We start from the raw sequence: 23,793 nt of genomic DNA on the forward strand, positions 1-23,793 counted from the left end.
GGGACACGCGCCGATCAGACGGCCGGGTCTCGTTCGAGCCCGATCTCCCCACCTGTGACCTCCTTCGCGGGCCTGCCCGCGATGGCGCGGAGCAGGTGATAGCCGGCGAGTACCACGATCGTGCCCAGCGCGATCCCGGCGAGCGAGAAGTCCCCGGTGATCTGGTGGGTGACCGGCCCGATCGCGAGGATGATCCCCGCGCCGATCGGCACCATGTTGACCGGATCGGCGAAGTCCACCCGGTTCTCCACCCAGATCTTCGCGCCGAGCAGCCCGATCATGCCGTACAGGATGACCGTGACGCCGCCGAGCACGCCGCCGGGCGTGGCGGCGACCAGCGCGCCGAACTTCGGGCACAGGCCGAACAGGATCGCGATGACCGCGGCGATGTAGTACGCCGCCGTCGAGTAGACCCTGGTGGCCGCCATGACGCCGATGTTCTCCGCGTACGTCGTGGTGGGCGAGCCGCCGACGGCGGTCGCGACCGCGGTGCCGACGCCGTCGGCGGCGATCGCCCGGCCCATCAGGGGGTCGACGTCGGCGCCGGTCATCTGGCCGACCGCCTTGACGTGGCCGACGTTCTCCGCGATCAGGGCGATCACGGCGGGCAGCACGACCAGCACGGCCGACGCCTGGAACGACGGCGCGTGGAAGTGCGGCAGCCCGATCCAGCCGGCGTCGGCGACGGCCTGGAAGCTCACCCGGGGATGGGTGTCGACCGCCCCGGTGCCCGCGTTGTAGGCGGTGATGTTCCCGAACACCCTGTCGGCGAGCCAGGACAGGACGAACCCGAAGACCAGCCCCAGCAGCACGCCGATCCGGCCGAGGAAGCCGCGGAACAGCACGACGAACACGAACGTCGCGATCATGGTGATCAGCGCGATCCACGGGTCCTGCGGCCAGTACACGTCGGCCACGACGTACGCCAGGCCGAACCCGATCAGCATGACCACCGCTCCGGTCACGACCGGCGGGAAGATCCGGTGGATCACCCGCACGCCGAGGACGTGGACGACCACGCCGCACACCGCGAGCACGAGACCCGCGACGAGGATCGCCCCGGTGACGACCCGGTCGGCCCCCGGGGTGTCGCCGCCGAACGCCGCGCGCACCGCCACCACGCCGCCGACGAACGACGCCGAGGTGCCGAGATAGCTGGGCACCCTGCCGCGGGTGATCAGCAGGAACAGGATCGTCGCGACGCCGGACATCATCACCGCGGTGTTCGGGTCGAGCCCCATCACGAGGGGGAACACGAAGGTCGCGCCGAACATGGCGATCACGTGCTGCGCGCCGATGCCGGCCATCCGCGGCCAGCTCAGCCTCTCATCGGGTTTGACGACCTCGCCGGGTGCCAGCCCTCTGCCGTCTCCGTGCACCGTCCATCTGAAAGTCATGTACGTCCCTCCAGCTGGGCCGTGGGCTCGGCCACCCCGCAGGCGTCCCGCGTACTTCCTTGACCGTTTGGGGCACTTTAGGACCGGCGTGCGCGACAGACATGGGCATGATCTGCCAAAACGACGACCACCGGGGCGTCTACACCACGCGGATCGTGTAGTCGTCGCCGGTGACGACCTGGCCCGCCCTGATTTTGCAGGCCTTGCGCAGTTCCACCTGCCCGTCCACGCGGACCAGGCCCTCGGCGACGAGGTGCTTGGCCGCGCCGCCGCTGTCGGCGATCTGGCAGAACTTGAGGAGATCGCAGAGCGGGATGTGGTCGCCGTCGAGCTCGAAGGTTATGGCCTCGTTCACGGCGCCAGCTTAGGGACTCAGATGCCCCGCATGCGCAGCACGTGCAGGGCGAGGGTGAGGTTGAGCCGCAGATGCGCGTCCTCGGTGAAGTTGCCGAGCAGGCGCTCCAGCTTGCCGATGCGGTAGCGCAGGGTGTTGTAGTGGAAGTGCAGCCGCCTCGCGGTCTCGGCGACGTTGAGGTTGGTCTCCAGCAGCGCCTGCAGGGTGCGGCGCAGGTCGGCGTTCTCGGCGTCGTCGTCCCCCGCGAGCGGGCCCAGGGTCTCCCGTACGAAGGAGTGCAGCTCGTCGGTGTCGCTGACGAGCGACAGCAGCCGGTAGACCCCCAGCTCGTCGAAGTGGGCGACCGCGCCCGCCCCATGCAGCTGGCGGCCCACCCGGGCGGCCTTCAGCGCCTGGTTGTACGCGCCGGGCAGGGCGTCCACCCCGGAGGCGACCCGGCTGAGCCCGGTGGAGAACGTGCCGTCGGAGATCCCCGCGAGCGCGTCCCGCGCCACCCGCGCGGGGTCCGCGGACGCCCCGACTATCGCCACCACCTCGTGCGAGAAACCCGCCACCGCGCCGCGCGGGTCGTGCTTGCGCACCGACGCCTGCCAGGCCGCGCACATGCGGTCCTGGAGGGGCCGCTCCTCGGCGTCCGGGTCGATCTCCGCCACCATCACGCTCACCGGGCGCTCCAGGTCCCAGCCGAACGCCCGGGCGCGCTCGGCCACCCGCAGCCCGCCCCGGCCGGTCAGCACGTCCCGCAGGAAGTCGGCCCGGTACTTGCTCTCGACGGCGGTGACCGCCTCCTGCTTCGTGATCACCAGCGCGGCCACGGTCGCGGCCCGCTCCAGGATGCCGACGTCGCTCGGGGTGAGCGTGCCGTGGGCGCTGTAGGCGGCGATCCTCCCGTGGTGGTGGCCGCCCGCGACGATCGGCACGCTCGCGTGGTGCCCGTTCCCGGCGGCCTTCCCGGGCGTCCGTCCCGGACCGGCGGGCGTCCGCACGGGGGCGGCGTCGATCTCCCGCAGCCGCGCCACCTGCGCCGCCTCCCCGGCCGCCGCGAGGAAGTGCCCGGAGGCGTCGATCGCGCCCACCGCCACCCGGAGCAGGCCGGCCACCTCCGCGGTGACCTCCCGCATCCCGCCCCCGGCCAGCACGATCTGCACGAGCGCCCGGTGGGCCTCCTCCGTCCTGGCGAGGATCGCGGCCTGCCGGTTGAGGATGTCGGTGAGCACCTGGTTGAGGATGTCGTCGAACCCCACGTCGTTGGGGAGCAGGATCAGCGGGAAGCCCAGCCGGTCGGCCTGCTCGACCATCTCCCCCGGCAGTTCGTCCAGGTAGCGCCCGAGTTTGATCGCCAGGGCGGCGAGGCCCCGCTCGTCCAGGTCGGTCACGAGCCGGTCGAGCGACTGCGGGGTGTTGCGCAGCGGGTAGCCCGTGGTGAGCAGCAGTTCGTGCGGCTTCACCCAGGCGAGGATGTCGGGGACCTCCATCACGTTGAGGCGCTGCACGATGCGGCCGAGCCCGTCCCCGCCGGCGATCAGGCGGGCGTCCGCGAGCGTGGACACGCCGAGCACCTCGCCCACCGACACCCCGTGCAGGATCGTGCCGGTGCTGGCCAGCCGCATCGCGGGCGGAGCCGGGTCGTTGCGCAAGGGCCTCTCCGGGGAGTGTCGACGTACTCGGGACGTCTCACGGAGATTCTGCCCGACGCCGGTCCTGTCAGGAAGAGCCAAGCATTCGGCCGACTGTTGGCATCTTTCTCCGTACGGAGGGGGGAAGGCGGGCCTTAGCGTCGGCAACGACTGGCGAGGGAGGTCCCGGTGAGTGTTGGCACGCGCCAGAAAGGGCGGCGGGCGGCGGCGCCCGCCCCTCGCCCCCCTGCGGCCCCGGCCTACGTGAGCGGCGCGGCGAGCGTCGCCGTACGCCCGGCCCTGGAGTCTCCCCGCCGCCCGGCACGGGTGCTCGCGGCCTTCCCGCTCGCGCTCTACCTGGAGGTCAGGAGCGAGTGCGAGCCGCACGTCATCGCCGTGGTCACGGGTGAGGGCGTCCGCCTGCCCAACGCGGTGGTGCTCGCCGAGTCCCTCGACGGGGTGTCGGCCGGCGACGACGGCTGGGTCGGCGACGGCTCCATCGAGATCGGCGGCCTGTGCGTCGGCGTCCGCCGCTGGTGGGACCCCGCTCCCCCGCTCGCGCCCGCCGACCCCGCGCGGCTGGCGTCCGCCCCCGCGGCGCTGGCCGGGATCCGCGCCGCGTCGCCCCGGCAGCCGGGGCTGGACGCGGCCGGGGCCCCGGCGCTGCTGGAGCGGGGCTGCCTGCGCGGCTCGCTGGTGGAGAGCATCACGGCGGCCGAGCGGCTCATCGGCCTCGGCCCCGGACTCACGCCGAGCGGCGACGACATGCTGGCGGGGCTGCTGGTCGCGCTGCGCCACCTCGGCCGGGCCGCCGGGGTCCCGCGCGCGGTGTGGCTGGCGGACTGGCTGGCCGCCGCGGTCACCTTCGACGCCCGCACCAGGACCACCTCCATCTCGGCGACCCTGCTGCACTGCGCGGCCAGGGGCGAGGCGAGCCCGGAGGTCCTCGGCGTGCTGCGGGCGGCGGCCGGGCACCAGCCGCTGGAACCCGCGGTCAACCGCCTGCTCCGCCTCGGCCACACCTCCGGCGCCGACCTGGCGTGGGGGGTGCAGATCGGCGTGTCCGCCGTCCTGTCCCTCCTCGGCGCGGGTCCCGCCGTCGCGGGCGCCCCGTCCCGCCGGGAGCGGCCGTGACCGACCTCGTCGAGGTCCGCCCCGGCGTCTACCACGACTCGGTGACGCTGATGCGGGTGAGCCAGGCGCTCACCGCCCGCCCGGAGGTGGCCGTCGCCGTCGTCGCGATGGGCACGGACCTCAACGCCGGCCTCGCCCGCGATCTCGGCTTCGAGGTCCCGCCCACGACGCCCGGCGACCTGCTGGTGGCGATCAGGGCGGCCTCGGCCGCCGATCTCGGCGAGGCCGCCGCCGAACTGGAGCGGCAGCTCGCCACGACCGGGACGGCGGGCGGGACCACCCGCGACGAGGCGCCGCCCCGCACCGTCCGGTCGGCCGGGCGGTCGTGGGAGGCGACCGTGGCGCTGGTGAGCGTGCCCGGCGAGCACGCCTTCGCCGAGGCGCTGGACGCCGTGGAGGCCGGGCTCTCCGTCATGATCTTCAGTGACAACGTGCCGGTCGAGCAGGAGATCCTGCTCAAGGACCGGGCGCGGGCCAGGGGCGTGCTCGTCATGGGGCCCGACTGCGGCACCGCCGTCGTGGGCGGGGCCGGTCTGGGCTTCGCCAACGTGCTGCGGCCGGGCCCGGTGGGGGTCGTGGCCGCCTCGGGGACCGGCGCCCAGCAGGTGACGTGCCTGCTCGACATCGCCGGCGTCGGCGTGTCGCACGTGCTCGGCGTGGGCGGCCGGGACCTGTCCGCCGAGGTGGGCGGGCGCTCGGCCGTGCAGGCACTGCGCGCGCTGGACGAGGACCCGGCGACCGAACTGATCGTGCTGATCTCCAAGCCGCCCGCCCCCGAGGCGGCCCGGGCCGTACGGGACCTCGACCTGGCCACCCCGGTCGTCGCCGCGCTGCTCGGGCCGGGGCAGGACGACCTGACCGCCGTCGCGGAGAAGGCGCTGCGCGCCCTCGGCCGGGACGTGCCCGAGTGGCCGTCCTGGCCCGCCGGCGACGCGCCCGCGCGCGAGGGGCGGCGTCCGCTGCGGGGGCTCTACTCCGGCGGCACGCTGTGCGCCGAGGCGGCCCTGATCGCCGGCGCCGTGGAGCCGGGCGGCGAGGCGTGGTTCGTCGACTACGGGGACGACGCGTACACGCGGGGGCGGGCCCACCCCATGATCGACCCGTCGCTGCGCCGGGAGGCGCTGCGCGGCGTCGACTCGGGCGTCGTGCTGCTCGACGTGGTGCTCGGGCACGGCGCCGACCCCGATCCGTCCTCCTGGCTCGCGCCCGAGGTCCGCGACGCCACCGCCAGGGGCGTGGACGTGGTGGTCGCCCTGGTCGGCGCCGACGGCGACCCGCAGGGGCCGCGCGCCCAGGCCGCGCGCCTGAACGAGGCGGGCGCCGCCGTCTTCACCTCCAACGCGGCGGCGGCGCGGCACGCACGCCGCCTGGCCGACGGCTGACCGCTGTGCGGCCGAGTAGTCCCACCCGGCTCACCGGAGGCAGCCGATGACCCTCTCCATGCTGTACGGCGAACCGCGCGTCATCACCGTGGGCGCCGAGGTGCTCGCCGAGGCGCTGGACCGGCAGGCCGTGCCGCAGCGGCGGGTCGACTGGCGCCCGCCGGCCCCGGGCGTCTCCGCCGCGCTCGCCGGGATGCTCGCCAAGGTGCTCGCCGATCCCCGGCGTGAGCGGGCCAACGCGACGGCCGTGGGGAGGATGCTGTCCGCGCGGCCCATGCTCTCAGGCGTGCGGCCGGCCCGCGAGGCGCTGGGCCTGGAGGCCGGGTCGTTCTTCCACGCCGGCCCGCCGATCACGTGGGAGCGGGCGTCCGGGCCGATGCGGGGGGCGCTCGTCGGCGCCATGCTGTTCGAGGGCCTGGCCGCCACCCCGGAGGAGGCGGCGGAGCGCCTCGCCTCCGGCGCGGGGATCACCCTGGACTCCTGCCACCACCACCGCACGGTCGGCCCGATGGCGGGGGTGGTCAGCCCGTCCATGTGGATGCTGGAGGTCACCGACGCCGAGCACGGCGGCACGGCCTACTGCTCGCTCAACGAGGGGCTGGGCAAGGTCCTGCGGTACGGCGCGTACGGACCCGAGGTGATCGAGCGGCTGCGCTGGATGGGCGAGGTGCTCGGTCCGGTCCTCGCCGCGGCCCTGGAGCGGTGCGGGCCCCTCGACCTGCGCACCCTGATCGCGCAGGCCCTGCAGATGGGCGACGAGCTGCACAACCGGAACCGGGCGGCGACGTCCCTGCTGGTGCGGGAGATCGCCCCCGCGGTCGTGGAGGCCGCCCCGGGCCGCGCGGCCGAGGTACTGCGTTTCATCAATGGAAACGATCATTTCTTCCTGAACGCGGGAATGGCGGCGGCGAAAGCCGCGGCCGACGCGGCGCGCGGCGTGCCGGGGTCGAGCCTGGTCGTGGCGATGGCCCGCAACGGAACGGATTTCGGAATACAGGTGTCGGGACTCGGCGACCGGTGGTTCACCGGCCCGGCCGGGTTGCCCGACGGCCTCTACCTCGGCGGTTACGGTCCGGACGACGCCAATCCCGACATCGGCGACTCCACGATCACCGAGACCACCGGGCTCGGCGGCTTCGCGATGGCGGCGGCCCCGGCGATCGTCAGGTTCGTCGGCGGCGAGGTGGCCGACGCCGTCGCGGCCACGACCTCGATGTACGAGATCACGCTGGCCGAGCACCCGGCGTTCCAGATCCCGGGGCTGGGCTTCCGCGGCACGCCCGCCGGCATCGACGTCGCCCTCGTGGCGAGGACCGGTGTGCTGCCCGTCGTGAACACCGGCATCGCGGGCCGCGTCGCCGGAACGGGGCAGGTGGGGGCGGGGCTGGTCAGCCCGCCCGCCGGGGTCTTCACGGCCGCCCTCGACGCGCTGGCCGCCGCATGAATTCCCTTTGACCGTCATCAGACCGTAATATCGTCGTCAGTCTCAGATATCCGGAGCAATTCGCACGGTCCGGACGGGGGATCCTGCGGATCGAGCGTGAATTGGGGACCTTTTCTATGACGACCGATCGCCTGCTCGGTATGGTCCCCCCTATGCCAGAGGGTCAGGGACCCGCGGGGCGCCCCCCGGCCGGCGTTCCCGACGGGCAGGGCCGTCTCGTCGGGAGGCGTTACCGGCTGCTGTCCCCGGTGGGCCGCGGCGGCATGGGGATGGTGTGGCACGCCCACGACGTGCTGCTCGACCGCGACGTCGCGGTGAAGGAACTGCTCCTGCCGTTCGGGCTCGACCAGGCGGGCGCCCAGTCGGCGCACCGGCGCATGCTGCGCGAGGCGCGGTCGGCGGCCCGCCTCAGCCACCCCGGCATCGTCACCGTCCACGACGTGGTCGAGGAGGACGGGCGGCCGTGGATCGTCATGGAACTGGTCCGCGCCTGGTCCCTCGAACAGGCCGTGCGGCAGGGCGGGCCGCTGCCCGTCGTGCAGGCGGCCGAGATCGGCGTCCGGGTGCTCGACGCCCTGCGCCACGCCCACGCCGCCGGCATCCTGCACCGGGACGTGAAGCCCGGCAACGTGCTGCTCACCGCCGACCGGGTGGTGCTCACCGACTTCGGCATCGCCGCCATCGAGGGCGACGTCACGATCACCCAGACCGGCCTGCTGATGGGCTCGCCCGCCTACATCCCGCCGGAGCGCCTGCAGGGCCGCACGATCACCCACGCCGCCGACCTGTGGTCCTTCGGGGCCACCCTGTACGCCGCCGTGGAGGGCCGCCCGCCGTACGAGGGCCCCGACGCGGTCGCCGTCCTCGGCGCGGTGCTGACCCAGGAGCCCAGCCGGCCCCGCCGGGCGGGCGCGCTGCTGCCGGTCATCGAGGGACTGCTCCGCAAGAACCCGGCCGACCGCCTCCCGGCGGCGCAGGTCGCGGAGATGCTGGAGCGGATCCTGCACAGCCACGGGGCCGGGCTGCCGGGACGGGCGGGCACGCCGTCCTCGGTGCCGACCCCGCAGAACTCCATGCCGGCGGGGCTGCTGCCGCCGCTCGACATCCCCTCGGGGCCGCTGCCCTCGCGCATCGTCGAGACGCCCTCGGGCCCGGTCCGCGTGCCGCTCGCCCAGAACGGCCTCCCCGGCGGCGCGCCGCCCGGTCCCACCGTCGAGCCCGCCGCCGATCCCGCGTTCGAGCCTTTCGCCGCCTTCGGGCCCGTCACGCCCTTCGGCCAGGCCCCGGCGTTCGACCCGCTGTCGTCGCCGTCCGGGTCGTCGTACGCGCCGGAGCGGCGGAAGGAGGGCATGTGGCCGGCCCCCGCGCCGGGCGACATGCCCGGCGACCTGGGCGGCGGCCTCGGCACCGTTCAGGGCCCGGGATCGGGTCCGGCCTCCGGTCCTGGCGCTGGTCCTGGCGCCGGTCCTGGCGCCGGTCCGCCCGAGACGGACACGCGGAACGGCCGGAGGTCCGGCCGGGCCGCGGACGCCGTCACCACGGGCCCGCACCGGCCCCGGGTGGGGCGCAGGCGCAAGGAGCAGACCCAGCGGGGGACGGACCGCGACCCCCGCGCCAGGCTGCTGCTCGTCGTGGCCGGCGTCGCCGTCCTCGCGGTGATCGTCACGATCGCGCTCGTGCTGCTGCCGGGAGGCTCCGGCGACCAGGGGGAGACGACCTCCGGGGCCCGTGGCCTGGCGACCGGAGCGGCCGGGGCGTCCACGGGCGGCGCCAGGGCGGCCGGGCGCTCCCTTCCCGCCGTACGCGTGCCCGAGGGCTACCGGCTCGTGACCGAGGGCGGGGTCTCGATCGCGGTGCCCCAGGCGTGGACCGCGACGACCGACGACGGCGGGGCCGTCAGGCTCCTCGGCCCCAAGGACAGCGGGCAGAGCATCACCGTCAGGAGGATCCCCGACGGCGGCCTGGAGGCGCTGCGGGCCGCGGAGCAGAACCTGAACATCAAGGACTACCCGGACTACACGCAGATCCAGCTGCGGGAGGCGGACTACCACTACCCCGCCGCCGACTGGGAGTACACCTACACCAACTCCAGCCAGGTCACCGTCCACGCGGTCATCCGCTACCTGGAGGCGGACGGGCGAGCGTACGCGGTCATGTTCGCCTCGCCCGACTTCGACTGGACCGAGGCCGCCGCGCCGGTGCGGCAGGCCCTCTGGAACACCTTCCGCCCCGCCTGAGCGGCCCGCCCGGCCGGCGCCGCCCGACCGGGCGCGTCACTTGGCGTCGGCGTAGCAGGCGACCGCGACCGCCTCCATCGGGAAGCGGACCGGGGTGTCGCCGAACAGCAGGCGGGTCGCCTCGTCCGCCGCCCGCCCGACCGCCTCGCGGACCTCGGCGGCCAGGCCGAGCGGGCAGTGCACCATCACCTCGTCGTGCTGGAAGAACACCAGACGCGCCGGGTCCGGAAGCAGCCCGCGCAGCACCGCGAGCAGCGTCAGCGCCCACTCGGCCGCGGTCGCCTGCACGACGAAGTTGCGAGTGAACCTCCCCCGGTCCCGGGCCGCCCGCGCGCCCTCCGGCCCGGCCACCAGGCGGCGCCACCGCTCCGACGGCGGCGGGCAGGTGCGGCCGAGCCACGACCGGACCAGGCGCCCCTCCTCCCCCGCGCGGGCGGCGTCCTCCACGAACGCGTACGCCTTCGGGAAGCGCCGCCGCATGACGGGCAGCAGCTTGGAGGCGTCGCCGCTGGTCCCGCCGTACATCGCGGACAGCATGGCCACCTTGGCCGAGTCGCGCACGCCGCCGAAGGCCCCGGCCAGCGCGGCGTACAGGTCGATCTCCCCGGCCGCCCGCGCCAGCCCCCGGTCACCGGACAGCGCCGCCAGCACCCGGGGTTCGAGTTGCGCGGCGTCGGCGACCACGAGCGTCCAGCCGTCGTCGGCCACCACGACCCGGCGCATCACCTTGGGGATCTGCAGCGCGCCCCCGCCGCTGGTGGCCCACCGGCCGCTCACCACCCCGCCGACGACGTACTCGGGGCGCAGGCGGCCGCCGCCGACCCACTGCGCGGCCCAGGCCCAGCCGTGGGCGCTGTGCAGGCGGGCCAGTTCCTTGTACGCGAGCAGCGGCGCGACGGCCGGGTGATCGACCGCCTTGAGCACGTGCGACCGGGTCGACGGGACCTCGATCCCCACGGCCTTGAACGCCCGGACGATCTGCTGCGGGGAGTCGGGGTTCACCGGCTGCCCGAAGGCGGCCGCCACCTCGTCGGCCAGCGCCTGGAGCTTCCCGGGCCGCATGCCGTGGGCGGGGCGCGGCCCGAGCAGGCCGGTCAGCAACTCGTCGTGGACGTCCTCGCGCCACGGCATGCCGTCGTGCCGCATCTCGGCCGCGACCAGCGCCCCCGCCGACTCGGCGGCGACGAGCAGGCGGAACCGCCCCGGATCGGGCGTGCGGGCGACGCGGCGGAGCTGGTCCTCGAACACCTCGGCGACCATGCCGGCCTCGGACGCGGGGTCCTCGGCCGGCGCGGGCTCGAACAGGCTCGCCTGCGTGCCGCCCGGCTGATGCCCCTCCGCGGCCTCGTGCGGGTCCTCGGGCACCGGGAGGCCGTGCAGGCGCGCGAAGGCCGCCCGCGCCTGCCTGGGCTCCCCGTGACGGGCGTCGGCCGCCAGCAGCAGGCCCTCGGTCAGCGCGACGTCGTGGCACCGCGACAGCCGTACACCGGCCGCGAGGAGGGCCGGGTAGACGCGGCGCGCGTCGGCCCAGACCCAGCGGGGCCGCTCGGCGGCCTCCAGCGACCGGACGGCCGCGGCGAGGTCGGGCACCCGGGCCGCCGTCCCGCCGAGCGGCCGGATCGTCCCGCCCCCCTCGGCGCCGGCCGCGACCACGACGTGCATCCCCCCAGCGTGCCAGCCCGCACCGACAATCCCGTCAGAGGGGGATCTCGACCTCGTCCTCCAGTGGGGGCTCCTGCTCCTGGGGGAGGCAGCCGGTGGCGGCGAAGCAGCGCAGCCGCAGCGTGTCCCCGGTCACCGACATGTGCAGGAAGCTCTTGAAGAAGGGCGGGGTGTCCCAGTCGGACAGCTCCGAGATGTACCGGTGGAAGACCCGCCCGACCGGCAGGCGGAACGGCATCGGCCAGCCGCCGAGCAGCCGGGCCGCCCACCTCACCCGCGCGCCGATCGGCGCCCCGGGCGTGGGCCGGGGCGGGGTGTTCCCGATCTGCCGGGACATCAGGGCCAGGCCCTCCTCCGGGGTGACGTACAGCCCGCGCAGCCGCAGCCGCCTGCTGTAGAGCAGGCTGTAGAACGACAGCGAGTCGCCGCGCAGTGGATAGCACTTGAAGTCGTCCTCGTGGACCCCCGCCACGTCCACCCGGGGGATGGTGTGCGTGGCGTGCATGAACGCCCCGCCGCCCCCGGAGACCACGTACTGGATGAGCCGGCCGTCCACCCGTACGGGATAGCGCTGGTAGTTGTGGACGTCGCCGCCGACGGCGGCCACGTAGTTGTTCGCCGGGTCGCGGACGACGTCGTCCACCGTGCCGCCGCCCTCGATCTCGCACGGGTGGTAGGCGTTGTTGACGTAGATCGGCTTGCCGGTGACCAGGACCTTCGGCCTGGGGTCGGCGGAGACCCGGCGCAGCCACTCGCCCTGTTCGCGGTCGAGGGTGCCCTTGATCCCGGTGTCGATGCCGACCAGCAGCAGGCGGCCGGTGTCGATCACCCAGTACGGCCCCGGCAGGGCGGGCCCGGGGTCCGGGCGCATCTTCCTCGCCTCGGCCAGGGCGTTCTCGTCGATCGTCTCCGGCTTCTTCCACAGCAGCCCGCGCAGCCCGCCGGGCGACAGGCGGAAGCCGCGCCGTTCGGCGGACAGGGGGCGGGCGTCGCAGAAGACCCGCATGAAGCCGCCGAGCCCGTCGTACCAGTCGTGGTTGCCGGGAATCGCGAAGATCGGGGCCGGGTAGTCCTTGTAGGGCCGGAAGAACTTGTCGCAGTACTCGTTGCCCGAGCCGGTCGGGTAGATCACGTCGCTGGCGACGACGGCGAACGACGTGCCCTCGCCGAGCCTGAGCAGCCCGGGCACCACCGCGTACTGCGAGGCGTCGCCCTCGCCGGTGTCGCCGAGCAGCAGGAACGAGAACTCCTCCCCGAGGTCGAGCCTGACCCGGAAGTCGGGGTCGGCGCCGCGGTCGCGCTGGGCCGCCACCCAGCGGCGGCGCACCTGGGGCGAGGGATCGCCGAAGAGCTGGGCGATCACCTCGTTGCGCGACCGCCAGAGCGTCGCCGGGCTCAGCCAGCTGAAGGAGTCCTGGTTGGGGCGCAGCGCCTGGAACGTGCCGATCTGCGAGCAGTCCCAGCCCGCTCCCGCCTCCGACACCCGTGACGAGACCTGCTTTCCCCGCGCCGCCGCCGCGCCCACATCGACCATGGGGACAATCTTGGCGTTTTCCGGGGATCAGTACACCGGGATCAGCACACCCGGGTTGAGGATCCCGGCCGGATCGAGCCGTTCCTTGATCCCGCGCAGGATCTCGCCGCCCAGGTCGCCGATCTCCGCGGCGTACGCCTCCAGGTGGTCGCGGCCGACGCCGTGGTGGTGCGAGATCGTGCCGCCCGCCGCGACGATCGCCTCCCCGGCGGCGCGCTTGGCCGCCGCCCACTGCGCCAGCGGGTCGCCGGTCTGCGCCGTCACCACCGTGAAGTACAGCGACGCCCCCGTGGCGTACACGTGGGAGATGTGGCACATGACCAGCGGTGCGCCCCCCGACGGCGAGCGCAGCGCGCCGAGCAGGGCCAGCCGTACGGCGTCGTACAGGCGCGGCAGGTCCGACCAGAAGCAGGCGGTCTCCAGCGTCTCCACGGTCGCCCCGGCGGCCAGCAGGGAGTCGCGCAGGTAGGGGGCCGAGAACCGGCCCTGCGCCCACTTCTCCCCCGGCTCCGGCCCGAGGTGCACCCCGCCGGCCTCCACGAGCAGCGCGGCGGCGTGCTCCCGGCGGTGGGCCACGTCGCCCGGGGCGCCCTCGAAGCCCGCCACGACCAGGCAGCCCGAGTCGCCCCCGGGCGTTCCGAGGTCCGTGGGCTTCGCCAGCCCGACCATCGTCTCGGTCTCGTCCGACAGGCGCAGCACGGTGGGCGGCGCGCCCTCCTGCGCGAGCCGCCGCAGCGCGGCCGTCCCCGCCGCGAAGGTCTCGAACCGCCAGCCCTCGTACGCCCGGACGGCCGGGGCCCGGTGGACCCGCAGCCGCAGCGAGGTGATCACCCCGAAGGCCCCCTCGGAGCCCAGGAACACCTGGCGCAGGTCGGGCCCGGCGGCCGACTTGGGGGCACGGCCGATCTCCAGCGTGCCGCGCGGCGTCGCCACGGTCATGCCCACGACCATGTCGTCGAACCTGCCGTAGCCGGCCGAGGCCTGCCCGCTGGACCGGGCCGCCGCGAACCCGCCGAGCGTCGCGTACTCGTACGACTGGGGGAAGTGCCCGAGCGTCAGCCCGTGCCCGGCGAGCAGCCGCTCCGCCTGCGGCGCGCGCAGTCCCGGCTCCAGGTCGGCGGTCATCGAGACGGGGTCGACGGACCGCAGGCGGTCGAGCCTGCCGAGGTCGAGGGCGACCACTCCCGCGAAGCCCCGCCGCGCGGGGGTGAGCCCACCGACCACCGACGTGCCCCCGCCGAACGGCACCACCGCCACCCGGTGCTCCGCGCACAGGCGCAGCACCTCCACGACCTCCTCGTGCGAGCCGGGGAGCACGACGGCGTCGGGCGCGTCGGAGGCGTCCCCCGCGCGCATCAGCAGCAGGTCGGGCGTGGACTTGCCCCGGGTGTGCCGGATGCGGGCGTCGTCGTCGGCCCGCACGTGCTCCTCGCCGGTCACGGCGGCCAGCGCGGCGAGGACGGCCTGCGGCAGCGCCGCCGGGGGCAGCCGCACCTCGCCGAACGTCGCGGCCGGGGCGGCGGGCGGGCGCACGCCGAGAAGCTCCGTGAGCAGTTCGCGCACCGGCGCGGGCAGCTCGGCGGCCCTGGCGGGGTCGCCCCAGCCCGACCAGAGCATGGGTTCCGCGGGCAGGAGAGGGGATTCCATGACCGGTGCGCCTCCAGATAGGTTACTCAAGGGTAACGCGACCATAGAGGCGGGGTCATGGAATCCTCACTGAACGCCGCCCGGCGGGCCCGGGAACTCGACGAGGTGCGCACGGGCGTCGTCGACGTGCTCGTGGTGGGCCTGGGCGTGACGGGGGCCGGGGCCGCGCTCGACGCCGCCTCACGCGGGCTGTCGGTGGCCGCGGTGGACGCTTACGACCTGGCCTTCGGCACCTCCCGGTGGAGTTCCAAGCTGGTCCACGGCGGGCTGCGCTACCTCGCGAGCGGCCAGGTCGGCGTGGCCTGGGAGAGCGCCGTGGAACGCGGCGTCCTGCTCCGCCGCACCGCCCCCCACCTCGTGGCCGCGCACCCGTACCTGCTGCCGCTGACGTCCGATGTCGGCCCGGGTGAGGCCGCGACGGTGATGACCGGTTACCGGCTTGGCGACGCGCTGCGGGCCGCCGCGGGCACGCCGAGGAGCCTGCTGCCCGGGCCGTCCCGCCTGACCGCCGCGCGGGCGCTCGCCCTCGCCCCGTCCCTGCGCCCGCACGGCCTGCGTGGCGCGCTCCTGTCCTGGGACGGCCGGGTGGTGGACGACGCCCGCCTGGTGGTCGCGATCGCCCGTACGGCCGCCGCCCACGGCGCGCGGGTGCTCACCCGGTGCCGCGCGCTGGCGCTCGCCGGGGACGGCGCCCGGGTGCGCGACGAGCTGACCGGCGCGGAGTTCGACATCCGGGCGCGGGCGGTGGTCAACGCGACCGGCGTGTGGGCCGGGGGGCTGGTGCCCTCGGTGGCGCTGCGGCCGTCGCGGGGCACCCACCTCGTGCTGCGGCCGGGAGCCCTGGGCGCGCTGCGCGCGGGGCTGCACGTGCCGATCCCGGGCGAGCGCGCCCGCTTCGCGCTGGTGCTCCCCCAGGCCGACGGGCGGATCTACGTGGGGCTGACGGACGAGCCGCTGGACGGCGCGGTCCCGGACGTCCCCGAGGCGCCCGAGAGCGACGTGGCCTTCCTGCTGGAGGTCCTCGGCGGCGTGCTGGACCGTCCCCTGGGCCGCGACCAGGTGGCGGGCGCCTTCGCCGGCCTGCGGCCGCTGGTCGACGGCCCGGGCGGGGCGGGCCGGGTGGGCGGGGCCACCGCGGACCTGTCCCGCCGGCACGCCGTGCTGCGCTCGCCGGACGGCGTGGTCACCGTCGTCGGCGGCAAGCTCACCACCTACCGCCGGATGGCCGAGGACGCCGTCGGCGCCGCCTGCCCCCACGCGCCCGCGAGCCGTACGGCGCGGCTGCCGCTGGCCGGGGCCGGACCGGTGCGGCCGGGCCTCCCCCGGCGGCTGGTCCTGCGGTACGGCGCGGAGGCCGGGGCGGTGCTGGACCTGATGCGGCGCGAGCCGGAGCTGGCCGAGCCGGTGGCGGCGGGGATCACCCTGGCCGATCTGGTCTGGGCGGTCCGCCACGAGGGCGCGCTCGACGCCGGCGACCTGCTGGACCGGCGGACCAGGATCGGCCTGGTGGCGGAGGACCGGGCGGCCGCCCTTCCCGCCGCCGAGGCCGCCCTTTATCGCACCTGACCCCACCGCGAAGGCGTTTGTTCCTGATTCGTCGGGGAAGTCACCCGATTCTTGACCGCATTGGATAAGGTTAGTCTTACCTAAGAAACGTACGGGAGGGACGGGACCTGATGGCCAACGGGTGCGAGCACCCCGCCGCGTGCCACACGGGGGAGGCTCCCGTCCTGGCGAGCGCGACCAAGAAGGGCCGGTTCTGGCTGCTCATCGAGCACGCGGGGCCCTGGGCCGCGGAGATCGAGGAGTGCCGGCTGCCGGACGACGCCCGCACGCTGATCTCCCGCGCGCGCGAACTCGGGATCCGGCCGCAGCTCATCCGCCGCCCCGGCCGCAGGGAGGCCCGGAGCGGCCCGCTGCACGTCTACCTCGCCGCCGCCGCGGTGAACGAGCCGTGGCTCGCGGAGGCGTTCCCGGAGAGCCCGGACGATCTTGACCTGCGGTCTCTCGTGCACGGAGTGGTTCCGGAGTCCTGCATACTGGTGAACGAGCCGATGTTCCTGGTCTGCACCCACGGCAAGCACAACGCCTGCTGCGCTCGGCTCGGACTGCCGCTGGCCCGGTTCCTCAGCGAGAACCTGCCCGGCGAAGTGTGGGAAACCACACATGTTGGCGGCGATCGATACGCCGCCAACCTCGTATGCTTGCCACACGGGCTTTACTACGGCAGCATGTCTCAGGCTGCTGCGATCGCGGCGGCAAACGCGTACCGGCACGGCGAGGTCGTCCTCGACCGTTTCCGGGGACGCGCGGGTATCCCTGAGCCACTCCAGGCCGCCGAGCACTTCGTCCGCGCTCATACGGGCGAGATCTCGGTCGGCGGGGTGGCCGTGGAATCCTCCCGGTCGGTCGGCGACTCCACCGTCTGCGTCGTGCGGTGCACGACGGGGCGTGGGACGTCGCGATTCCGGGTCGTGGTCGAACCCACGGTGTTCTCGGCGCCGTGCGGGATGACCTGCGCCGACGGAATCCCGACCTACAGGTTGGCCGAACTGAGTCCGCTCATGCCGGTATCGACCTGAGGGCTTCGCGAGAAGCCGGGAACACCACGGCCTATCCCGGCGTTGGCACAAGGGACGCCACAAGCGTCCAAAGCGGCACAAACACTGAAATACCTCTCACCAAAGGTGGTTTCTCATGTCTCAGGTACGTCGGCAGCTCGCCCGCCCGCGCCCCAGCTGGGGTTGGCAGGATGATGCCGCGTGCCGGGGAGAGGACCTGGTGCTGTTCTTCGGTCCTGACGGCGAGCGTCAGCCCGAGCGCGACATCCGGGAGCGCAAGGCCAAGGCCATCTGTGCTCAGTGTCCTGTGCGCGCGGAGTGCCTCGACTACGCGCTCTCGCGGCCCGAGAAGTACGGCACCTGGGGCGGTCTCAACGAGGACGAGCGCGCTTCCGAGCGTCGCCGCCGCATGCGCCGCGCCGCCAGCGCCGGCATCAGCGCCGTCGCCTGAGCGATTTTCCCCTTCCCCGACACGCGTCACCACGGTTCCACCACAGCGTCATCACAGTGTCACCACAGGGCGTTCCACGTCCCGCCCCTGTCCCCCCGGACAGACGGCAGGCGTGAAACGCCCTTCTGGTGTCCGGCCCGTTGTCGCGCGGGCCGCTACGGGCGGCCCATGCCGCGCATCTGCCGGTGGATCGACTTCCACTTACGGGTCTCCTCGGCGCGCAGCCGCGCGTCGGTGCGGCGGGCCATCCAGGCCGCCTCCCGCTGAAGCCGGCGCCAGCTCTCCAGCCGCCGCTCGGGCAGCTCGCCCGACTCCACCGCCGCGATCACGGCGCAGCCCGGCTCCTGGCCGTGCCCGCAGTCGGAGAACCGGCAGCCGCCGGCCAGTTCGTCGATCTCGGCGAAGACCAGGTCCACGCCCTCGCTCGTCTCGTACAGTCCCACCCGGCGGATGCCGGGGGTGTCGATGATCAGCCCGCCGCCGGGCAGCGGGATGAGCTGCCGGTGGACGGTCGTGTGCCTGCCCCGCCCGTCGCCGGCCCTGACGCGCTGGGTCTCCATCACCTCCGCGCCGGCGAGGGCGTTGACGAGCGTGGACTTGCCCGCGCCCGAGGGACCGAGGATCACCGCGGTGCCGGATTCGCCGAGATGGGCCCGCACCAGGTCCACACCGTCGCCGGTGAGCGAGCAGACCGGGTGGACCTCCACCCCGGGCACCGCCGCCTCGACGTCGGCGAGCAGGTCGCCGAGCACCCGGTCCTGCAGATCGGCGAACAGGTCGGCCTTGGTGACGAGCACGACCGGCCGGGCGCCGCTCTCCCAGGCCAGCGCCACGAGGCGCTCGATCCTGCCGAGATCGGCGAAGTCGTCGGCGTGCATGGACGGCTCGGCCACGAAGACGACGTCGACGTTCGCGGCCAGCACCTGCCCCTGGCCGTCGCCGGACAGGCCGCCGCGCGAGTCGCGGCTCACGCCGCCCCGGACGAAGGCCGTACGGCGCGGCAGCACCTCCGCCAGTTCGTGCCGGCCCTCGGCGAGGGGGGTGAGCGCGACCCAGTCCCCCACGCACGGAAGCGCGAGCGGGTCGGCCGCCGCGGCCCTCCGTACACGGGCGGACAGCCGCGCGTGGTGGGTCCCGCCGGCGGCGACGACCTCGGCGGCGCCGCGGTCGACCCGCGCAACCCGGCCGGGCACGGCCCCGCCGGGAAGGTCGGGAAGCGACTCGGCGAGGTCGTCGTGCCAGCCGAGAAGCGAGAGTTCGAACGACATTGCTGTGGACACCCTTCGGAAAGACCGGGTGTCCCTGCGGAAAAGGGTTATGCGGACACCCGGGAGATGACGGACGGCATGGTCGTCAGAAAGACCCGCATGGTCCTCACCTCCCCGGTGTCAGGCCGCCAACCGGCGGCCACCCTCATGACGCGCGAGCGGCGTCGGATGCGGGAACGTTAGCAGCACCGCCGCCACCTCCCGCAACCCTTTTTTCCCAGGAATCAGGAAAGGCCGGGAGCCGGGAACCGGCTCGTCAGCTCCGTGACCTCGCCGTGCACCCGCGCGACGACGTCCTCCGCGTCGCCCTTGGCCACCGCGGTGACGACCTCGTCCATCCAGGCGGCGATCTGCCGCATCTCGGCCTCGCCCATCCCGCGCGACGTGACCGAGGGCGTGCCGATCCGGATGCCCGACGGGTCGAACGGCTTGCGCGGGTCGAACGGCACGGTGTTGTAGTTGGTCTCCAGGCCCGCCCGGTCGAGCGCCTGCGCCGCCGGCTTGCCCCCGACGCCCTTGGACGTGAGGTCCATCAGGATCAGGTGGTTGTCGGTGCCGCCGGAGACGAGGTCGAAGCCGCGGTTCAGGAGCTCGTCGGCGAGCGCCTGGGCGTTCTTCACGATCTGCGCGGCGTACGCCCTGAACTCCGGCCGGGCGGCCTCGTGCAGGGCGACGGCGATGGCGGCGGTGGTGTGGTTGTGCGGGCCGCCCTGGAGGCCGGGGAAGACGGCCTTGTTGAGCGCGGTGGCGACCTCGTCCGAGTTCGCCATGAGCATCGCGCCGCGGGGGCCGCGCAGGGTCTTGTGGGTGGTCGTGGAGATCACGTCCGCGTGCCCGACGGGCGAGGGGTGGGCGCCGCCCGCGACGAGGCCCGCGATGTGGGCGATGTCGGCCGCCAGCACGGCGCCGACCTCCCTGGCGATCTCGGCGAAGGCCGGGAAGTCGATCGTGCGCGGGATCGCGGTGCCGCCGCAGAAGATCAGCTTGGGCCGGTGCTCCAGCGCCAGGGCGCGCACCTCGTCCATGTCGATCCGGCCCGTGTCGCGGCGCACGCCGTACTTCACGGAGTTGAACCACTTGCCGGTGGCCGACACCGACCAGCCGTGGGTGAGGTGGCCGCCGAACGGCAGGCCCATGCCGAGGACGGTGTCGCCCGGGTTCAGGAACGCCAGGTAGACGGCGAGGTTCGCGGGCGAGCCCGAGTACGGCTGGACGTTGGCGTGGTTCACGCCGAAGACCGACTTCGCCCGCTCGACGGCCAGCGTCTCGATCTGGTCGATGACCTGCTGGCCCTCGTAGTAGCGCTTGCCCGGGTAGCCCTCGGAGTACTTGTTGGTGAGAACGGTGCCGGTCGCCTCCAGGACGGCCTTGGACACGTAGTTCTCGGACGCGATCAGCTTGACGGTGTCGGCCTGCCGCCGCTCCTCCGCCCTGATCAGTTCGGCGATCTCGGGATCGACGACGTTCAGCGAGTGCTCAGCCATGGCGCCTTCCTTCTCCACGTCGACAGCGGCGGCGACCCAGGCGCACGGCCTCCGCTGATTCGCTCCCCGGTGGTGCCCCACCTAGCGACGCTCCCCTGCCGGGCTCGTCAGCGCCAGTCGCGACCCTCCCCACCTTATCGGGACGCGGCGGTGCCCTCACTCATCGGCGACGGGGCCAGATCACGCCTTGGCGGACTTGCGGTGATGGTGCTCGTGCCGGGGGGCGCCGCCCAGCGGCCACAGCCGGTCGATCTCCGCGTTCAGGGTCGCCCCGATGAGCACGGCGAGCGCGGTGATGTAGAGCCACAGCAGCACGGCGATGGGCGCCGCCAGCGAGCCGTAGATCGACAGCGGGGTGAACCACGCGGCCAGCACCTCGCGCAGGAACGCCGCGCACACGATCCAGATCACCAGCGCGAGCACGGCCCCCGGCGTCTCCCGCCACCAGCGCGTACGGTGCGGCACGCTCACGTGGTAGAGCAGCGTGAGCATCAGCACCGAGCCGACGACGAGCACGGGCCAGTAGAGGATCGTCACCAGCGCGGCGTACCTGGGCAGGGCGTTGGACATCAGCGTGGGGCCGATCACCAGGACCGGCATGACGACCAGGCCCATCAGCAGCGCGGCGACATAGAGGCCGAACGACAGGACGCGGGTGCGGATGATCCCCCGGGTCTCCCCCAGCCCGTACGCGATGGAGATGAGGTCGACGTACACGAACAGGGCGCGCGAGCCCGACCACAGCGACAGCAGGAACCCGACGGAGATCAGCGAGACCTGGCCACCGCTCAGCACGTCGGACAGCAGCGGCTGCACGACCCGTTCCACCGTGTTGTGCGTGAACAACAACTCGGACTGGTCCACCACCCAGCGCCTGATCTCGGCGACGCCGGCGTCGCCCAGCAGCCCGCTCAGATGACCCATGACCCCGAGCAGCCCCAGCACGAACGGCGGCAGCGACAGCAGGGCGAAGAACGCCGCCTCGCCCGCCAGCCCGGTCACCCGGTAGTTGACCCCCGCCATCGTGGTCGCCTTGACCAGGGCCCAGATGGTCGTCTCGCGTACCCAGCTCAGGCGCGCGCGGGCGACGGCCATGCCTTTGCGCGTGATGCGCCGCGGCCTGCGCGCCCGCGCGTCCGTGGAGGTCATGGCACCCAACCGGTCATGAGAACTGGGCTCTACCCGCCGGCGTGGCTCTTATCACGTGACGTGCGAGCGGATCGTCGCCGCCCAGAATAGGGGCCCCCGCCCCCCTCTCGCGATAATCACGACTCTCACCTGGGTCCGCGCGGGTGTCATCCGGCTGTCATGGGAGGGGAACAATGAAGACATGATCTGCCGGGCGTGCGGGGAACACAGGCACGAGGAGTGCCGTGGCGGGTCCTGGTGCGACTGCCAGCACAAGGAGCCGGCCGAGCAGGACCGCGAGGCGGAGCCGCCGGAGAACTGGGTCCGCAAGGGCTGACAACCTCCCGTCATTATGCCGTTACAATCCCGCATCCTGGACACGAACTTGGACATCCAGGATCTCGGGGGTATCGTTTGGGACATGCCAGCGGACCCGTTGCTCGTCGTGCGACGCCACGTCGATCTCCTGCGCGTCCGTAGCGCGATCTGTATCGACGCCGGCTGACCGTCGCCCTCCGTTACCCGGGCGCTCGGCCAGGCGTCGTTTTCGTATGCCCTCATACTCGGCCGCGCAATGCCGCCGGCGAGGTGAGAGGCCGCCTGCGCCGGTGTCCGCCGAAGACCGATCTCGACCCGAGCCTCGGAGAAGGACGTGTGCCCATGAGCACCCCGGCCCGCCCGGCGAACCGCCACCACAGACGCCCGCGCGGCGAAGGTCAGTGGGCTCTCGGTTACCGTGAGCCACTGAACAAGAACGAGGAGAACAAGAAGAACGACGACGGGCTCAACGTCCGCCAGCGGATCATCGACATCTACTCCAAGGGCGGGTTCGACTCGATCGACCCCGCCGACCTGCGCGGGCGCTTCCGCTGGTTCGGGCTCTACACCCAGCGCAAGCCCGGCATCGACGGCGGCAAGACCGCGATCCTGCCGGACGAGGAGCTGGACGACCGCTACTTCATGCTGCGGGTCCGCATCGACGGCGGGCAGCTCAGCCTGGAGCAGCTGCGCACCATCGCCGACATCTCCAACGACTACGGCCGGGGCACCGCCGACGTCACCGACCGGCAGAACATCCAGCTCCACTGGATCGAGATCGAGTCGGTCCCGGACATCTGGCGGCGGCTGGAGGCGGTCGGCCTGTCCACCACCGAGGCGTGCGGCGACACCCCCCGCGTCATCCTGGGCTGCCCCCTGGCCGGGATCGACGCCGGTGAGGTGATCGACGGCACGCCGCAGATCCACGAGATCTACGACCGGTACGTCGGGGACAAGGCGTTCTCCAACCTGCCGCGCAAGTTCAAGACGGCAATCAGCGGCTGCACCGCCCACTGCACCGTCCACGAGATCAACGACGTCGCGTTCGTCGGCGTGGTGAACGAGCAGGGCGAGCCCGGTTTCGACGTCTGGGTGGGCGGCGGCCTGTCGACCAACCCGATGTTCGCCCAGCGGCTCGGCGCGTTCGTCCGGCCCGACCAGGTCCACGAGGTGTGGGCCGGGGTCACCGGCATCTTCCGCGACTACGGCTACCGCCGCCTGCGCCACCGGGCGCGGATCAAGTTCCTCGTCAACGACTGGGGCGCGGAGAAGTTCCGCCAGGTCCTGGAGACCGAGTACCTGCGGTACGCCCTGCCCGACGGCCCGGCTCCGGAGGCGCCGCAGAGCGGCCGGCGCGACCACGTCGGGGTCCACCCGCAGCGGGACGGCAACTTCTACGTCGGCTTCGCCCCGCGCGTGGGCCGGCTGGACGGCGACACGCTGCACCGCATCGCCGACATCGCCGAGCGGCACGGTTCCGCCCGGATCCGCACGACGGTCGAGCAGAAGATGGTCATCCTCGACGTCGCCCCCGACCAGGTGGAGTCGATCGTCAGCGAGCTGGAGGCCGCCGACCTCCAGGTCAACCCGTCCACGTTCCGCCGCCAGACGATGGCCTGCACCGGCATCGAGTACTGCAAGATCGCGATCGTCGAGACCAAGGCCACCGCGTCGGCCCTGATCGACGAGCTGGAGCGGCGCCTGCCGGACTTCGCCGAGCCGCTGACGATCAACGTCAACGGCTGCCCGAACTCCTGCGCCCGCATCCAGGTCGCCGACATCGGCCTCAAGGGCCAGCTCGTGGCCAACGACAAGGGTGAGCAGGTCGAGGGCTTCCAGGTGCACCTGGGCGGCTCGATCGGGCTCAACCCGACCTTCGGCCGGAAGGTGCGCGGGCTCAAGACCACGGCGGAGGAACTGCCCGACTACGTCGAGCGGGTCGCCCGCAACTTCGAGAAGCAGCGGAACGAGGGCGAGACCTTCGCCGAGTGGGTCCAGCGCGCCGACGAAAGCGACCTCAAGTGAGCGAGCGGGCGGCGCCGTTCTACTGCCCGTACTGCGGCGACGAGGACCTGGAGCCCTACGTGACCGAGGAGGAGAGCCACGGATGGTACTGCAGGGCCTGCGCCCGTGCCTTCCGGGTGAAATTCCTCGGCGTCGGCGTGCGTTCGTGAT

20 protein-coding genes are annotated in these 23,793 nt (G+C 73.5%); 11 read left to right on the forward strand and 9 right to left on the reverse strand.

The window, feature by feature from the left end; all coding sequences use genetic code 11:
- Positions 1–14 precede the first annotated feature (14 nt).
- The 3 genes from HHX37_RS07245 to HHX37_RS07255 all read right to left on the reverse strand — a co-directional run bounded on the left by HHX37_RS07245 (position 15) and on the right by HHX37_RS07255 (position 3,362).
- Positions 15–1,397 carry a uracil-xanthine permease family protein gene (locus tag HHX37_RS07245; protein ID WP_182884904.1) on the reverse strand — a complete coding sequence of 461 codons (1,383 nt, stop codon included), beginning with the start codon at positions 1,395–1,397 and terminating at the stop codon, positions 15–17.
- 139 nt (positions 1,398–1,536) lie between these two features.
- Entirely contained in the window at positions 1,537–1,752 is a 216-nt protein-coding gene (locus HHX37_RS07250; RefSeq protein ID WP_117409520.1) for an RNA-binding S4 domain-containing protein, read from the reverse strand.
- A gap of 17 nt (positions 1,753–1,769) precedes the next feature.
- Positions 1,770–3,362: a PucR family transcriptional regulator gene (locus tag HHX37_RS07255; protein ID WP_182880381.1), complete on the reverse strand. Its 1,593-nt coding sequence runs from the start codon at positions 3,360–3,362 to the stop codon at positions 1,770–1,772.
- Between the two features lie 195 nt (positions 3,363–3,557).
- On the opposite strand from HHX37_RS07255, the gene HHX37_RS07260 reads away from it, so the two are divergent.
- The 4 genes from HHX37_RS07260 to HHX37_RS35525 all read left to right on the forward strand — a co-directional run bounded on the left by HHX37_RS07260 (position 3,558) and on the right by HHX37_RS35525 (position 9,565).
- Entirely contained in the window at positions 3,558–4,502 is a 945-nt protein-coding gene (locus HHX37_RS07260) for a DUF2877 domain-containing protein (protein ID WP_182880081.1), read from the forward strand.
- Positions 4,499–5,884, forward strand: coding sequence for an FdrA family protein (locus HHX37_RS07265; protein ID WP_182884905.1), 1,386 nt, complete (start codon positions 4,499–4,501; stop codon positions 5,882–5,884). The genes HHX37_RS07260 and HHX37_RS07265 overlap by 4 nt, the downstream gene beginning before the upstream one ends.
- A 46-nt stretch (positions 5,885–5,930) precedes the next feature.
- Positions 5,931–7,328, forward strand: a complete 1,398-nt coding sequence (locus tag HHX37_RS07270; protein ID WP_182884906.1) for a DUF1116 domain-containing protein — start codon at positions 5,931–5,933, stop codon at positions 7,326–7,328.
- Positions 7,329–7,480: 152 nt separating this feature from the next.
- Complete coding sequence (locus HHX37_RS35525; protein WP_220502649.1) at positions 7,481–9,565, forward strand: serine/threonine-protein kinase; 2,085 nt, start codon at positions 7,481–7,483, stop codon at positions 9,563–9,565.
- 36 nt (positions 9,566–9,601) lie between these two features.
- Here the strand turns inward: HHX37_RS35525 and HHX37_RS07280 are convergent, their stop codons facing one another.
- Genes HHX37_RS07280 through HHX37_RS07290 form a run of 3 tightly spaced genes read right to left on the reverse strand, consistent with a single transcriptional unit; the run spans position 9,602 to position 14,408 of the window.
- Positions 9,602–11,227 (reverse strand): bifunctional 3'-5' exonuclease/DNA polymerase, encoded by a 1,626-nt coding sequence (locus HHX37_RS07280; RefSeq protein WP_182884907.1) that lies wholly within the window; start codon positions 11,225–11,227, stop codon positions 9,602–9,604.
- Positions 11,228–11,261: 34 nt separating this feature from the next.
- A complete protein-coding gene (locus tag HHX37_RS07285; protein WP_182884908.1) occupies positions 11,262–12,761 on the reverse strand; it encodes a metallophosphoesterase family protein in 1,500 nt (499 codons plus the stop codon).
- A 27-nt stretch (positions 12,762–12,788) separates the two neighbouring features.
- Complete coding sequence (locus HHX37_RS07290) at positions 12,789–14,408, reverse strand: FAD-binding oxidoreductase (RefSeq protein WP_259406257.1); 1,620 nt, start codon at positions 14,406–14,408, stop codon at positions 12,789–12,791.
- Positions 14,409–14,465: 57 nt separating this feature from the next.
- Between HHX37_RS07290 and HHX37_RS07295 the strand changes: the two genes are divergently transcribed.
- The 3 genes from HHX37_RS07295 to HHX37_RS07305 all read left to right on the forward strand — a co-directional run bounded on the left by HHX37_RS07295 (position 14,466) and on the right by HHX37_RS07305 (position 17,420).
- Entirely contained in the window at positions 14,466–15,974 is a 1,509-nt protein-coding gene (locus tag HHX37_RS07295; protein WP_182884909.1) for a glycerol-3-phosphate dehydrogenase/oxidase, read from the forward strand.
- Positions 15,975–16,084: 110 nt separating this feature from the next.
- On the forward strand, positions 16,085–16,990 hold the full coding sequence (locus HHX37_RS07300) for a sucrase ferredoxin (RefSeq protein ID WP_111699553.1): 906 nt from the start codon (positions 16,085–16,087) through the stop codon (positions 16,988–16,990).
- 115 nt (positions 16,991–17,105) lie between these two features.
- On the forward strand, positions 17,106–17,420 hold the full coding sequence (locus HHX37_RS07305; protein ID WP_076434697.1) for a WhiB family transcriptional regulator: 315 nt from the start codon (positions 17,106–17,108) through the stop codon (positions 17,418–17,420).
- 155 nt (positions 17,421–17,575) lie between these two features.
- Here the strand turns inward: HHX37_RS07305 and rsgA are convergent, their stop codons facing one another.
- The 3 genes from rsgA to HHX37_RS07320 all read right to left on the reverse strand — a co-directional run bounded on the left by rsgA (position 17,576) and on the right by HHX37_RS07320 (position 21,321).
- Positions 17,576–18,688, reverse strand: coding sequence for a ribosome small subunit-dependent GTPase A (gene rsgA / locus HHX37_RS07310; protein ID WP_182880074.1), 1,113 nt, complete (start codon positions 18,686–18,688; stop codon positions 17,576–17,578).
- Positions 18,689–18,912: 224 nt separating this feature from the next.
- A complete protein-coding gene (gene glyA, locus HHX37_RS07315) occupies positions 18,913–20,172 on the reverse strand; it encodes a serine hydroxymethyltransferase (protein ID WP_182884910.1) in 1,260 nt (419 codons plus the stop codon).
- 180 nt (positions 20,173–20,352) lie between these two features.
- Positions 20,353–21,321, reverse strand: coding sequence for a YihY/virulence factor BrkB family protein (locus HHX37_RS07320; protein ID WP_259406258.1), 969 nt, complete (start codon positions 21,319–21,321; stop codon positions 20,353–20,355).
- Positions 21,322–21,502: 181 nt separating this feature from the next.
- On the opposite strand from HHX37_RS07320, the gene HHX37_RS36355 reads away from it, so the two are divergent.
- The 4 genes from HHX37_RS36355 (at position 21,503) to HHX37_RS07330 (ending at position 23,792) form a co-directional block, all read left to right on the forward strand.
- Positions 21,503–21,637, forward strand: coding sequence for a hypothetical protein (locus HHX37_RS36355; protein WP_259402300.1), 135 nt, complete (start codon positions 21,503–21,505; stop codon positions 21,635–21,637).
- Between the two features lie 84 nt (positions 21,638–21,721).
- On the forward strand, positions 21,722–21,805 hold the full coding sequence (locus tag HHX37_RS38125) for a putative leader peptide (protein WP_357054749.1): 84 nt from the start codon (positions 21,722–21,724) through the stop codon (positions 21,803–21,805).
- Between the two features lie 155 nt (positions 21,806–21,960).
- The gene (locus HHX37_RS07325) at positions 21,961–23,643 is read left to right on the forward strand and encodes a nitrite/sulfite reductase (RefSeq protein WP_111699549.1); all 1,683 of its coding nucleotides are present in this window, start codon (positions 21,961–21,963) and stop codon (positions 23,641–23,643) included.
- Positions 23,640–23,792: an Insertion element protein gene (locus tag HHX37_RS07330; protein ID WP_111699548.1), complete on the forward strand. Its 153-nt coding sequence runs from the start codon at positions 23,640–23,642 to the stop codon at positions 23,790–23,792. Before HHX37_RS07325 ends, HHX37_RS07330 begins: the two co-directional genes overlap by 4 nt.
- Position 23,793 lies beyond the last annotated feature (1 nt).

Source organism: Microbispora sp. H10885 (assembly GCF_014161415.1).
Taxonomy (GTDB): domain Bacteria; phylum Actinomycetota; class Actinomycetes; order Streptosporangiales; family Streptosporangiaceae; genus Microbispora; species Microbispora triticiradicis.

Bases quoted from the DNA above. Each gene is read 5' to 3' on its own strand.
- HHX37_RS07245 (WP_182884904.1), bottom strand. From the start codon at position 1,397: ATGACTTTCAGATGGACGGTGCACGGAGACGGCAGAGGGCTGGCACCC.
- HHX37_RS07255 (WP_182880381.1), bottom strand. From the start codon at position 3,362: ATGCGGCTGGCCAGCACCGGCACGATCCTGCACGGGGTGTCGGTGGGC.
- HHX37_RS07270 (WP_182884906.1), top strand. From the start codon at position 5,931: ATGACCCTCTCCATGCTGTACGGCGAACCGCGCGTCATCACCGTGGGC.
- HHX37_RS35525 (WP_220502649.1), top strand. From the start codon at position 7,481: ATGCCAGAGGGTCAGGGACCCGCGGGGCGCCCCCCGGCCGGCGTTCCC.
- HHX37_RS07280 (WP_182884907.1), bottom strand. From the start codon at position 11,227: ATGCACGTCGTGGTCGCGGCCGGCGCCGAGGGGGGCGGGACGATCCGG.
- HHX37_RS07285 (WP_182884908.1), bottom strand. From the start codon at position 12,761: ATGGTCGATGTGGGCGCGGCGGCGGCGCGGGGAAAGCAGGTCTCGTCA.
- HHX37_RS07290 (WP_259406257.1), bottom strand. From the start codon at position 14,408: ATGGAATCCCCTCTCCTGCCCGCGGAACCCATGCTCTGGTCGGGCTGG.
- HHX37_RS07295 (WP_182884909.1), top strand. From the start codon at position 14,466: ATGGAATCCTCACTGAACGCCGCCCGGCGGGCCCGGGAACTCGACGAG.
- HHX37_RS07300 (WP_111699553.1), top strand. From the start codon at position 16,085: ATGGCCAACGGGTGCGAGCACCCCGCCGCGTGCCACACGGGGGAGGCT.
- HHX37_RS07305 (WP_076434697.1), top strand. From the start codon at position 17,106: ATGTCTCAGGTACGTCGGCAGCTCGCCCGCCCGCGCCCCAGCTGGGGT.
- rsgA (WP_182880074.1), bottom strand. From the start codon at position 18,688: ATGTCGTTCGAACTCTCGCTTCTCGGCTGGCACGACGACCTCGCCGAG.
- glyA (WP_182884910.1), bottom strand. From the start codon at position 20,172: ATGGCTGAGCACTCGCTGAACGTCGTCGATCCCGAGATCGCCGAACTG.
- HHX37_RS07320 (WP_259406258.1), bottom strand. From the start codon at position 21,321: ATGACCTCCACGGACGCGCGGGCGCGCAGGCCGCGGCGCATCACGCGC.
- HHX37_RS36355 (WP_259402300.1), top strand. From the start codon at position 21,503: ATGATCTGCCGGGCGTGCGGGGAACACAGGCACGAGGAGTGCCGTGGC.
- HHX37_RS38125 (WP_357054749.1), top strand. From the start codon at position 21,722: ATGCCAGCGGACCCGTTGCTCGTCGTGCGACGCCACGTCGATCTCCTG.
- HHX37_RS07325 (WP_111699549.1), top strand. From the start codon at position 21,961: ATGAGCACCCCGGCCCGCCCGGCGAACCGCCACCACAGACGCCCGCGC.